14 protein-coding genes are annotated in these 12,175 nt (G+C 57.3%); 1 reads left to right on the forward strand and 13 read right to left on the reverse strand.

Features of this window, described 5'->3' with window-relative positions; genetic code table 11:
* Window positions 1-112 precede the first annotated feature (112 nt).
* From sucC to sdhC, 8 genes are all read right to left on the reverse strand, one after another.
* A complete protein-coding gene (gene sucC, locus ABUK73_RS19865) occupies window positions 113-1,309 on the reverse strand; it encodes an ADP-forming succinate--CoA ligase subunit beta (RefSeq protein WP_353578816.1) in 1,197 nt (398 codons plus the stop codon).
* 130 nt (window positions 1,310-1,439) lie between these two features.
* Entirely contained in the window at window positions 1,440-2,402 is a 963-nt protein-coding gene (gene mdh, locus ABUK73_RS19870) for a malate dehydrogenase (protein ID WP_045230854.1), read from the reverse strand.
* A gap of 180 nt (window positions 2,403-2,582) precedes the next feature.
* Entirely contained in the window at window positions 2,583-3,746 is a 1,164-nt protein-coding gene (gene zapE / locus ABUK73_RS19875) for a cell division protein ZapE (protein ID WP_353578817.1), read from the reverse strand.
* A 49-nt stretch (window positions 3,747-3,795) separates the two neighbouring features.
* A complete protein-coding gene (locus ABUK73_RS19880) occupies window positions 3,796-4,332 on the reverse strand; it encodes a protease inhibitor Inh/omp19 family protein (protein ID WP_353578818.1) in 537 nt (178 codons plus the stop codon).
* Between the two features lie 202 nt (window positions 4,333-4,534).
* Window positions 4,535-5,314, reverse strand: a complete 780-nt coding sequence (locus tag ABUK73_RS19885; RefSeq protein WP_113086118.1) for a succinate dehydrogenase iron-sulfur subunit — start codon at window positions 5,312-5,314, stop codon at window positions 4,535-4,537.
* Between the two features lie 17 nt (window positions 5,315-5,331).
* Complete coding sequence (gene sdhA, locus ABUK73_RS19890; protein ID WP_353578819.1) at window positions 5,332-7,176, reverse strand: succinate dehydrogenase flavoprotein subunit; 1,845 nt, start codon at window positions 7,174-7,176, stop codon at window positions 5,332-5,334.
* A gap of 6 nt (window positions 7,177-7,182) precedes the next feature.
* Window positions 7,183-7,563, reverse strand: a complete 381-nt coding sequence (gene sdhD, locus ABUK73_RS19895) for a succinate dehydrogenase, hydrophobic membrane anchor protein (RefSeq protein WP_113086116.1) — start codon at window positions 7,561-7,563, stop codon at window positions 7,183-7,185.
* Between the two features lie 12 nt (window positions 7,564-7,575).
* Window positions 7,576-7,968 carry a succinate dehydrogenase, cytochrome b556 subunit gene (gene sdhC / locus ABUK73_RS19900; protein WP_353578820.1) on the reverse strand — a complete coding sequence of 131 codons (393 nt, stop codon included), beginning with the start codon at window positions 7,966-7,968 and terminating at the stop codon, window positions 7,576-7,578.
* Between the two features lie 301 nt (window positions 7,969-8,269).
* On the opposite strand from sdhC, the gene ABUK73_RS19905 reads away from it, so the two are divergent.
* Window positions 8,270-8,635, forward strand: a complete 366-nt coding sequence (locus ABUK73_RS19905; RefSeq protein ID WP_353578821.1) for a hypothetical protein — start codon at window positions 8,270-8,272, stop codon at window positions 8,633-8,635.
* Between the two features lie 7 nt (window positions 8,636-8,642).
* Here ABUK73_RS19905 and ABUK73_RS19910 read toward each other — a convergent pair whose 3' ends face one another.
* The 5 genes from ABUK73_RS19910 to tsaD are packed head-to-tail and all read right to left on the reverse strand — an operon-like array spanning window position 8,643 to window position 12,141.
* A complete protein-coding gene (locus tag ABUK73_RS19910) occupies window positions 8,643-9,287 on the reverse strand; it encodes a class I SAM-dependent methyltransferase (protein WP_353578822.1) in 645 nt (214 codons plus the stop codon).
* A gap of 5 nt (window positions 9,288-9,292) precedes the next feature.
* On the reverse strand, window positions 9,293-9,736 hold the full coding sequence (locus ABUK73_RS19915; protein ID WP_113086114.1) for an EVE domain-containing protein: 444 nt from the start codon (window positions 9,734-9,736) through the stop codon (window positions 9,293-9,295).
* A 5-nt stretch (window positions 9,737-9,741) separates the two neighbouring features.
* Entirely contained in the window at window positions 9,742-10,035 is a 294-nt protein-coding gene (locus ABUK73_RS19920) for a YciI-like protein (protein WP_062452925.1), read from the reverse strand.
* A 22-nt stretch (window positions 10,036-10,057) separates the two neighbouring features.
* Window positions 10,058-11,047, reverse strand: coding sequence for an NAD(P)H-dependent glycerol-3-phosphate dehydrogenase (locus ABUK73_RS19925; RefSeq protein WP_353578823.1), 990 nt, complete (start codon window positions 11,045-11,047; stop codon window positions 10,058-10,060).
* A complete protein-coding gene (tsaD, locus tag ABUK73_RS19930; RefSeq protein ID WP_353578824.1) occupies window positions 11,044-12,141 on the reverse strand; it encodes a tRNA (adenosine(37)-N6)-threonylcarbamoyltransferase complex transferase subunit TsaD in 1,098 nt (365 codons plus the stop codon). The genes ABUK73_RS19925 and tsaD overlap by 4 nt, the downstream gene beginning before the upstream one ends.
* Between the last annotated feature and the right edge of the window lie 34 nt (window positions 12,142-12,175).

Raw genomic sequence — 12,175 nt, forward strand, 5'->3', positions numbered from 1 at the left:
CGCATCATCTCACCCATGTTACGCTTCGATCGTCTGATGGACATCACGTAGATGACCATAATAAGCAGCAACGGGATGAAGGCCAAAGCAGACCCGAAAGACTCTGAATTCATCAAGCACCCTTAATGGCCGCAACGATCTTCTTGGCCGCATCGTCCAGGTCGTCAGCAGCCGTAATAGCAAGGCCCGATTCGTTCAGGAGCTTCTTGCCCAGCTCAACGTTCGTGCCTTCGAGGCGCACAACGAGCGGAACCTTCAAGCCGACTTCCTTCACCGCGGCGATAACGCCTTCAGCGATGACGTCGCACTTCATGATGCCGCCGAAGATGTTGACGAGGATACCCTCGACCTTCGGGTCAGCCGTGATGATCTTGAACGCAGCCGCAACCTTCTCTTTGCCAGCGCCACCGCCAACGTCGCAGAAGTTTGCAGGCTCTTTGCCGTAAAGCTTGATGATGTCCATCGTTGCCATGGCAAGACCGGCACCGTTGACCATGCAGCCGATGTTGCCATCGAGAGCCACATAAGCGAGGTCCCACTTGGAGGCTTCGATTTCCTTGGCGTCTTCTTCGGTCTCGTCGCGCAGCGCCTTGACATCGTCATGGCGGAAGATCGCGTTGCCGTCGAAGGACATCTTGGCGTCGAGAACGCGCAGGTGGCCGTCGGTCATGACGATCAGCGGGTTCACTTCGAGAAGAGCCATGTCCTTCTCGTTGAACGCCTTGTAAAGCGCAGGGAACAGTGCCTTGGCATCATCAGCAGCAGCGCCGGAGAGTTCCAGAGCCTTGGAGATCGCAGCAATGTTTTCGTCCGTCACACCCGTTTCAGGGTTGATGGCGATGGTGTGGATTTTCTCAGGCGTGTCGTGGGCAACAGCTTCGATGTCCATGCCGCCTTCGGTTGAAACCACGAAAGCAACCTGACCGACCGAGCGATCGACCAGCAGCGAGCAATAAAGCTCGCGGTCGATGTCTGCGCCGTCTTCGATGTAAAGGCGGTTAACCTGCTTGCCAGCATCGCCCGTCTGCGCTGTGACCAGCGTGTTGCCGAGCATGTCCTTGGCATGGGAAACGACTTCTTCGATGGACTTGGCCAGACGAACGCCGCCCTTTGCATCGGGGCCGAGTTCCTTGAACTTGCCCTTGCCGCGACCACCAGCATGAATCTGGCTCTTGACCACGTAAAGCGGGCCAGGAAGCTGCTTTGCAGCGGCTTCGGCTTCTTCGACCTTGAGGATAGCAACCCCTTCGGCCACCGGCGCACCATAGCCCTTCAGAAGAGCCTTGGCCTGATACTCATGAATATTCATGGATTAATCCCTGTTTGTAGCCACTTAGAGCGCCCCGCGTCTTCAAACGCAGAAGGACGCTCTAAACTATTGAATCTACGCATCGTGCCTTGCAAAACCGACTTCGGTTCAGTGCCGATGCGTCAGGCAATTACTTCAGCGACGGAGCAATGTTGACGCAGGCTTCGCAAAGACCTGCAACCGCGCCGACGGACTTCTGGAAGGCAGCTTCCTCGTCCTTGTTCAGTTCGATTTCGATGATGCGCTCGATGCCGCCAGCGCCGATGATCGTGGGAACGCCGACATACATGTCGTTGACGCCGTACTGGCCAGAAAGATAGGCGGCAGCTGGCAGAACGCGCTTCTTGTCCTTGAGGTAAGATTCCGCCATCTCGATGGCCGAAGCGGCAGGAGCGTAATAAGCAGAACCGGTCTTCAGCAGACCAACGATTTCGGCACCGCCATCACGCGTGCGCTGAACGATTTCTTCAAGACGCTCGGCGGTGAGCCAGCCCATCTTGACGAGGTCCGTCAAGGGAATACCGCCAACCGTGGAGTAACGCGCCAAAGGCACCATGGTGTCGCCGTGACCGCCGAGAACGAATGCCGTGACGTCCTGAACGGAAACGTTGAATTCTTCAGACAGGAACAAACGGAAGCGGGCGCTGTCCAGAACGCCAGCCATGCCGACAACCTTGTTCTTCGGCAGGCCGGAGAACTTCTGGAGAGCCCAGACCATGGCGTCGAGCGGATTGGTGATGCAGATCACGAACGCATTGGGGGCATATTTCTTGATGCCAGCGCCGACCTGCTCCATGACCTTGAGGTTGATGCCGAGAAGATCGTCGCGGCTCATGCCAGGCTTGCGGGCAACGCCAGCCGTCACGATGCAGACGTCTGCGCCTTCGATGGCAGCATAGTCGGAAGCGCCTGTCAGCTTGGCATTGAAACCTTCAACCGGACCGGACTGGGCAATATCCAGACCCTTGCCCTGCGGAATGCCGTCAGCAATGTCGAAGAGGACGATATCGCCCAGTTCTTTCAGACTGGCCAGATGCGCCAGCGTGCCGCCGATCATGCCAGAACCAATAAGTGCAATCTTTTTGCGAGACATCGAATGCTTCCTCTCGAGCTTCAATTCAATTTCGCCGCTGATGTATGGCGGCTTTAAATTGTCGCACTCGACTTAGCTTTATTGGCCCGAAATGGCAACAGATTCTTTTGAGCTCAGTTTTTTCAATCGTTTAGATCATAAAATTCTTACGTAAACGTAAGATATTAAGTTATAAAACTGTCACGCAGCCTGGCGTTTCTCATTGTGTAGAGCAAGATAATCTGCGCTTCGCATCTCAAACAGGCGCGACGCCGTCCGATCGAACTCGAAGCCCTCCGTGCCTTTGCGCTTGCCCAGCAAATCTTCAGGCATGGCAGCAGCAGAAGCAAACAGCCTTGTCGTGTGATCGTAGAGCGCATCGATAAGGATGATGAAACGCTTCGTCTCGTTGCGCTTATCGGCACTGAGGAACGGGATGTGGTCGATAAAGATCGTATCGAACCGGTCGGCAATGGCCAGGAAATCCGATGCACCGAGCGGCTTCTCGCAAAGGTCGGAAAAGGAAAAGCGAGCCACCCGGCCCGCAGCGCGGGGCACATGGATCGAGCGGCCCTTCATGGCGATTTCCATCGGCGCGACGGCATGGCCTTCCGTCAGCTGACGCCATGCCATGTCCATGGCCTTGTCAGCGACATTATCCAGCGGCGTGACATAGACGGGCAGGCTTTTGATCTTTTCCATCCGGTAGTCGGTAGGGCTGTTCAGTGTAACGACCTGCACATGTTGCTGCAGCAAGTCGACAAAGGGCAGAAACAGGCTGCGATTGAGCCCGTCCTTATACAGATTGTCCGGCAACACGTTGGACGTCGTCACCAGCACGCAGCCATTGGCGAAGAGCTCGGTGAACAGGCGAGCGAGGATCATCGCATCGGCAATATCGGTAACCGAAAACTCGTCGAAACACAGCAGCTCCGCCTCGGCCAGCAACTGTGCGGCAACCGGTGGAATAGGGTCTGCCTGCTTGGTTTCGCCATTCTTCAATTTCTGACGATGGGCATGCACGCGATTGTGAACATCGGCCATGAATTCATGGAAATGGCAGCGCCGTTTCTTTTCGATAGGCGCCAGCTGAAAGAACATGTCCATCAGCATCGTCTTGCCACGCCCAACACTGCCCTCGACGTAGAGACCTTTGATGGCTGCAGCGGGTCCGGCTTTTTTGGCAAACATCCAGCCCAGCGCGCTCTTCTTCTTGGCGGGCTTGCGGATTTTGAGATCAATCAGAATGCGGTCGAGGTTTGCCGCCACATCCATTTGTGCGGCGTCGGCCTTCAGCTCGCCAGAGGCGGTCAATGCGTTGAGTTGTTCAACGACGCTGTGATTGTAGTCCGGTAATGGCTTCATGAACGCGCCTCAGACGCGAGCAACGTCGACCGCTGCCCGCGTAACAAAATTATCGGCTGAGGCTGAGTGGTTGACCGCTGTTGGTCGTGCCGTCGTAACGCGTGTCGCCCGTCTTGTAGACACGACCGATCGTATCGCCAGCACGGTTCTTGAACTGAACCATCTTGTTCGATACTTCCCATGAACCCATGGAGGACAGCTCGCCCGCGCAACCGCGCGTGCCGCCGCGTGAACCGCTGCCCAGATTGGTGAGCGTCAGGAACATGTCGCAGCTTGCACCACCATTGGACACGCGCCAGTTACCAACCATGGCTTCCTTGGTGACATCCATGGCAGCAGCTGGAGCAGCAGACGCAACGTTCGTGCCACCGGGTGCGGCGTTGGCAGGCGCTGTCGGGAACTGTGCAGAACCACCGGGCGGCGGCAGGGCACCGGACTGAACGGAGGGCACCGGCTGGGCCTGAAGCGGCGGCGTATAACCGGGATTACCACTGGGGCCACTATTGTTGTAATCGTAAGAGGTACGCTGGCAACCGGCAAGGCTCATTACGACCACAAGACCCGTCACCACATATCTGAATTGCATCTCAAGCTCCCGATTCTCTGCTTCGGCAAGACCATGTCTACACAAAACGGCTGAATTATTACCAAACTATTAGCTAACACAAGCCGATGACGCGATAATTGCAATTTCAGTCGAATTTTACCGAAAATTTCAGATCGTTTATATCGAACAGGCCACGACTGGAAGTCGCGGCCTGTCGGTTTTCATCAATCGAGACCAGCACTTACACGCGGCGCTCGACCATCATCTTTTTGATTTCAGCAATCGCCTTGGCTGGGTTCAGACCCTTGGGGCACGCCTGCGCACAATTCATGATGGTATGGCAGCGATAAAGGCGGAAGGGGTCTTCGAGATTATCGAGACGCTCGCCGGTGGCTTCGTCACGGCTGTCGATCAGCCAGCGATAGGCCTGCAGCAGAACGGCTGGACCGAGATAACGGTCGCCATTCCACCAGTAGCTGGGACAGGAGGTGGAGCAGCAGGCGCACAGAATGCACTCGTAGAGACCATCAAGCTTCTGACGGTCGTCATGGCTCTGCTTCCATTCCTTGGCAGGCGTCGGAGACACCGTCTTCAGCCAGGGCTCGATAGAGCGATGCTGCGCATAGAAATTCGACAGATCGGGAACGAGGTCCTTCACGACAGGCATGTGCGGCAACGGATAAACCTTAACGGTGCCGTTGATTTCTTCCATGCCCTTGGTGCAGGCCAGCGTGTTCGTGCCATCGATGTTCATGGCGCAGGAACCGCAAATGCCTTCGCGGCAGGAGCGGCGCAGCGTCAGCGTCGGGTCTATGTTGTTCTTGATGTACAGAAGCGCATCGAGAACCATCGGGCCGCAATCATCGACGTCGATGTAATAGGTATCGATGCGCGGGTTCTGGCCGTCGTCAGGGTTCCAGCGGTAAATCCGGTATTCGCGAACATTCTTCGCGGCTGCCGGCTTCGGCCAAACCTTACCTTCGGTCATTTGAGAGTTCTTGGGAAGAGCAAGTTCAACCATGTCCAGTTCCTCTCAAATCAATAGACGCGAGCTTTGGGCGCGATCTTCTGGAGATCGATGCCCTCAGCAATAAGGTCGGTGTGAACCGGGCGGTAATCGAGCTTCACGTCGCCCTGCTCGTTGACCCAGGCCAGCGTATGCTTGCGCCAGTTGACGTCGTCGCGACCGCCGAACGGGCCATCCACGAAGTCTTCACGCGCATGGCTGCCACGGCTTTCCTTGCGAGCTTCCGCGCCATAGACCGTGGTGATGGCGTTGGCCATAAGGTTTTCGAGCTCAAGCGTTTCCACCAGATCGGAGTTCCAGACCATGGAGCGGTCGGTGACCTTGATATCAGGCAGCTCTTTCCAGATGGCGGAAATACGCTTGCAACCGCTTTCCAGCGATTCCTGCGTGCGGAACACAGCAGCGTCGTCCTGCATGGCGCGCTGCATCTTGTCGCGCAGAACGGATGTCGGCGTGCTGCCATTGGCGTTACGCAGACGGTCGAAGCGATCCATGATCTTGTCGCAAGCAGCGACGTTGAGCGCTGGAATGGCGCTGGCACGGTCGATCACTTCAGCAGCGCGAATAGCCGCAGCACGGCCGAAGACCACAAGGTCGATCAGCGAGTTGGAGCCGAGACGGTTCGCACCATGAACAGAGGCGCAACCGGCTTCACCCACGGCCATCAGGCCGGGAATGACACGCTCCGGGTTTGCGCTATCGGCATTCAGCACTTCACCCCAATAGTTGGTGGGAATGCCGCCCATATTGTAGTGAACCGTCGGCAGAACCGGGATCGGCTCGCGGGTTACGTCCACGCCTGCGAAAATCTTGGCGCTTTCGGAAATGCCCGGTAGACGCTCGTGCAGGATGGCAGGATCGAGGTGATCCAGATGCAGGAAGATGTGGTCCTTGTTCTTGCCAACGCCACGGCCTTCACGGATTTCCATGGTCATGCAGCGCGAGACGACGTCACGCGAAGCAAGATCCTTGGCCGATGGTGCATAACGCTCCATGAAGCGCTCGCCTTCGGAGTTGACGAGGTAACCGCCCTCACCGCGCGCACCCTCGGTAATCAGACAGCCTGCGCCGTAGATGCCGGTTGGGTGGAACTGAACGAATTCCATGTCCTGAAGCGGCAGACCGGCGCGTGCAACCATGCCGCCGCCATCACCCGTGCAGGTGTGTGCCGATGTGGCAGAGAAGTAGGCACGGCCGTAACCGCCGGTCGCCAGAACGACCATCTTGGCGGTGAAGCGATGGATGGTACCGTCATCCAAGTTCCAGGCAACGACGCCCGTGCAACGGCTGCCATCATCGGACATGATGAGATCGAGCGCGAAATATTCGATGAAGAATTCGGCATTGTTGCGCAGCGACTGGCCGTAAAGCGTGTGCAGAATGGCGTGGCCGGTACGGTCGGCGGCAGCGCAGGTGCGCTGTACTGGCGGGCCTTCACCGTAATTCTGCATGTGTCCGCCGAATGGGCGCTGGTAAATCTTGCCTTCGGCGTTACGCGAAAACGGCACGCCATAATGTTCCAACTCATAGACCGCCTTTGGCGCTTCCATGGCCAGATACTGCATGGCATCCACGTCGCCCAGCCAGTCGGAACCCTTGACGGTATCGTAAAGGTGCCACTGCCAGCTATCCGGCGTCATGTTGTTGAGCGAAGCAGCAATACCGCCCTGCGCTGCAACAGTGTGCGAACGTGTCGGGAAAACCTTGGTGATGCAGGCTGTCTTGAAGCCCTGTTCGGCCATGCCGAGCGTCGCGCGAAGACCCGCGCCACCGGCACCAACGACGATCACATCATAGGAGTGGTCGACGTAAGTATAGGCCTTGCCGTTCTGAGAAGGTGAACTGTTGGGTGCCATGACGGATTATCCTGCAAATGCGATTTTCAGAACGGCGAAGAGACAGAGACCAGCCATGATCACCGAGAAGAACGTGTTGAGCATGAGAAGGACCAGCTTCGGCACTTCCGCATGGATATAGTCTTCGATGATGACCTGCATGCCGAGCTTCATGTGAATGATGCCGGAAACGACGACAAGCACCATGATCACCGCAACCAGCGGGTTCGACAGCGCAGCCGTCACCTGTTCATAGGGTGCGCCGCCATACATGACGAGGAAAACAACGAAGAAAATCAGCAGCGGTACGTTTGCGACCGCCGTGACGCGCTGGCGCCAGAAGTGCTCCGTGCCTTCCTTGGCAGAGCCAAGACCGCGAACCTTATTGAGAGGTGTACGCATATCCATGGTAATATCTCCTCAGCGCACGATCAGGGCTATGACCCAGATCAGCGCGGTCAGACAGATCGAAGCCACGAAGGACGCCTTGGCCATCTTCGTGGTGAAATGCTTGTCGAAGCCGTGACCCAGATCCCACATGAAATGGCGAAGGCCACCCAGCATGTGATGGACCAGCGCCCATGTATAGCCGATCAGAACAAGCTTTCCGATGATCGAGCTCATGGCCCACTGGACCCAGCTGTAAGCATCGACGCCGGACGCCGTCGCAATGAGCCACCAGGCAACCAGCAATGTGCCGAAATACAGCGCACCACCGGTAACACGATGCACGATGGACGCGATCATCGTTGGAATAGGCTTGTAGATTTGAAGATGCGGCGACAAAGGCCGATTGTTTGTCGTATTCGCCATATGGACCTCACGGCGTTTCCTGCGTCCCGAATTGCGGGCGCCCCCAAACAACGCACATGACGAAGGAATGTGCATTGCACCAAGCGCGACCTTTAATCGCACGCGGCCATCACCACAAGCACAATTGACCGTCGAATCGAATTTAATCGATTGTGTATTGAAGAATCTTTCGAATTTTCTGGATCAAAAATAAAATATTCAGCGTTTCCAATTGCTGGAGCAGAATTTTTCTTACGTTTACGTAAATATTTATGACACTTTACGCGTTGCGCTAGCCTATAAAATCCGGAGAATAAACGTCATGTTATCGACCCGAATCGCAGTCATCTTAGCAGCAATTACTGTCTCCGTGGCGGGCGTTTCCAATGCGGCGGCAGGCGATGCCTATGGCTATTCGAACCATAAACATGGTCATAGGCATCAGGATCGTTCCTTTTATGGCGGAGACGGACTGCCATCCTACATCGGTGGTATCGGCACATATGCCGGTGGCATAGCCGGAATTCGCGACAGAGGTAACGGTATCTATTTTTCCATGGACCGCTGGAGCAACGGGGGCCGGACAGCCTCCCATGAACCGGTGAGACCTCGCATCATTCACGTCAACAGGAAGACAGCGGGTGCCGAGTGCTCTTATGAAGCAGGCGTTTGTGTCATCCGCCCTTAAGAAAGGCTCAGACGAACTGCCAGACAGTGGTCTTCTTGACGTCGCTGTCCTCAAGCACCCGCGTAACAGGCACTTCATAGGTAGCGCAGAACCGTAGTCGCTCTTTGGGCAGATAGGCGCGGCCGGGATCGCCCACCAGAACGCACACGCCCTGATCCGTCAGAGCAGAGAACCATGGTGTCAGGTGCTCTGCAAATGCGCGGTCGTAAAACACATCACCCGCCAGCAGCACATCTGCCTCTATCTTGTTCCCCACAATATTCTCGCCTGAGAACTGAAGCTGCACGTCATTGACCGCGGCATTCAGCAAAACCGCAGTCTTTGCCCATGGATCGATGTCAACCGCGATCACGCTTGCAGCGCCCGCCTTGGCAGCGGCAATCGCTACCAGCCCGGAACCGCTGGCAAAATCCACGATACGCTTTCCCGCAATCACTTCCGGGTGATCGAGAACATAGCGGGCAAGCCCCTGCCCGCCAGCCCAGGCAAAAGCCCAGAATGGCGGTGGCAGGCCGATTTCCTGCAATTCATCTTCGGTTTTCAGCCAGAGATCATGCGCTTCGCTTGCCAGATGCAGCCGGATATCAGGCACATGCGGCAGGGCCATGATGGTCGTATTGGCCTGAATGAAGACGCCCGGATCGGTTTTCAATCGGATCAGTCCGGCGAGCGCGGCGGCTTGTCGAGCTTGCCCATGCGGCAAACCTCGAGATATTCCTCGAGCAACACCGGCTGTACGGAAAGCCGCATGGAGGTGACGAGAGACATCTCGGCAAGCTTGGGGTTGGCCTTCACGTCCTTCAGCGTCACCGGCGAGGGCATGTCGCAAACGGCCTTGATGTGCACGCAGTCCCAGCGCGCGTCACCTTCAGCCGTCGAATCCGGCTGCGACAACTCACAGACCTCGACGATGCCGACGACTTCCAGCCCTTCATTGGAATGGTAGAAGAAGCCTTTGTCGCCAATCTTCATGGCGCGCATATTGTTGCGCGCCTGATAATTGCGAACGCCGCCCCATTCTTCGCCAGCCTCGCCCTTGGCCTTCTGCTGCTCCCACGACCATGTGGCAGGCTCGGACTTGAAAAGCCAGTAATTCGCCATTGCTCTTACGCTCCCGGATTATTGAAAACCCAATTATAGGGCTTCACATCGACGCTTTCGAACAGGCCAGCCTTGGCATAAGGGTCCGCATCGGCCAATGCCTTGGCCGCATCGATATCAGCCGCTTCCACAATCACGAGACTGCCATTCGGCTTTCCTTCGGCATCCAGAAACGGACCCGCCATTTTCAGCGTTCCCTCGGCATTGAGCTTGTTCAGATGCTCCAGATGAACGGGGCGGGTTTCCATGCGCACATGCAGATGGTCGGGCTTGTCTTTGCAGATGAAGGCAAACAGCATTTTGATCTCCTCTCAAGAGGCCCTATTCGGTGGTGATGGGCCGTGTCATCAATTGTTGAATGGCGGTTTTTATGTCGAGCTTGCCATCGATGATCGCCGCAACGGCATCCGTCACCGGCATTTCGATCCCAAGACCATCGGCAAGGCGTGAGGCGACCGAGGCAGCGTAAGCGCCTTCCACCAGCCCGCCATGGAAAGAGCCGGGCTCTCCGCCCTGCCCCAGCAGAATACCGAAGCGCAGATTGCGTGATTGATGGCTGGTCGCCGTCAAAACCAGATCGCCAAGGCCCGAAAGGCCGCGAACCGTATCTGCCTGACCGCCCATGGCAACCACAAGCCGCGACATTTCCGCCAGCCCGCGCGAAATCAGCGCTGCTCGCGCCGAATCGCCAAGCCCTGCGCCTTCGACAATGCCGCCAGCAATCGCCAGCACATTCTTCAGGGCACCGCCCAGCTGCACGCCGATGCGGTCCGTCGATGCGTAGAGCCGGAAGGTGCGCCCGGAAATCGTCTGCGCCAGCCGCTCGGCCACACCGGCATCGGAAGCGGCAACCGCCATTGCCGTTGGCAATCCCTTCGCGATATCCGCTGCAAAACCGGGGCCGGACAAGACGCCGACGGGGTGATGCGGCAACTCATGCTCCAGCACATCCGTCAGCAATTGGCCGGAGGAGCGGTCGATACCCTTGGCACAGGTCACGACCACGGCATCCTTAGCCAGGTAAGGACCGTAATGGCGTGCAGCATCCGCTTGCGCCTGCGATGGCATGGCGAAGAGAACGATGCCAGCGTCTTTGAGAACATCCGGCTCTGCGGAATAGTGCAGTGAATCCGGCAGGGAGATGCCCGGCAGCGCCGCATCATGCACACCATCTTCCCGCAAATCCGCCATCAGGGCGGCATCACGTCCCAGTAAGGTCACGTCATGGCGGTTTTCCAGAGCGACGACCACGGCAATGGCCGTGCCGAAAGCACCTGCGCCGATGACAACGATCTTTTCGCGTTCCGTCATGCCTTTGCTCCCCGCTTGCCAAAGCCGATCAGCGTTTGCGCCTGCGCATCCAGCGGCCAGCGCGAACGCGGCTGTACATCGAAACTGTCAGGCTCCATGCCCTGCGCCATCCGCTCGAGCCCGGCCCATGCAATCATGGCCGCATTGTCGGTGCAAAGCTGCAAGGGCGGTGCGATAAAACGAAAACGGTGCTTGTCGCACAAATCCTGCAGCGTGCGGCGGATTTCCTGATTGGCGGCAACGCCACCGGCCACAACAAGGGATGGTCCGCCGTCCACCTCTGGAAACTCGTCCAGAAACCGTTGCAGACCGCGACCGATGCGATCCTTCAACGTACGTGACACGGCTTTTTGGAACGATGCGCAGATATCGGCAATATCCTGATCGGATAGCGGTGCAATGGCTGTCGCAGCTTGGCGAACCGCCGTCTTCAGGCCGGAAAAGGAAAAATCAAGCCGCGCCTCGCCCACCATCGGACGCGGCAGCGGGAAGCGATCCGCATTGCCGGTTGCTGCTGCTTTTTCTACTGCGGGTCCACCGGGATAAGGCAGCCCCAAAAGCTTCGCCGTCTTGTCGAATGCTTCGCCCAGCGCGTCATCGATGGTGGTGCCCCACCGCTCATATTGGCCGACACCGCGCACGAGGATGAGCTGAGTGTGTCCTCCAGAAACCAGCAGCATCAGGTAGGGAAAGGACAGACCATCCGTCAACCGCGCCGTCAGTGCATGGCCTTCCAAATGGTTGACCGCATAAAGCGGCTTGCCCGCCGCCTTGGCAATCGCCTTGCCGGTCATCAGCCCCACGATCAGCCCGCCGATCAACCCAGGACCAGAGGTGGCGGCAACGGCATCGATATCGGCAAGTGTTACGCCGGCACCCGCCAACGCTTCCTCGACCAGTGTATCGAGCGCTTCCACATGGGCGCGCGCGGCGATTTCCGGCACCACGCCGCCATAGGCGCTGTGTTCTTCCAGCTGCGACAAAACGACGTCGGAGATGATCTCTCCACGGCCGTCAGCGTGCCGAACCACCACGGATGCAGCGGTTTCGTCACAACTTGTCTCTATGCCGAGGATACGAAGAAAGGGGGTCATCAGCGGGTTCGTTGATTGCGGTGCTTCAGAAACT

Source organism: Agrobacterium vacciniicorymbosi (assembly GCF_040427045.1).
Taxonomy (GTDB): domain Bacteria; phylum Pseudomonadota; class Alphaproteobacteria; order Rhizobiales; family Rhizobiaceae; genus Agrobacterium.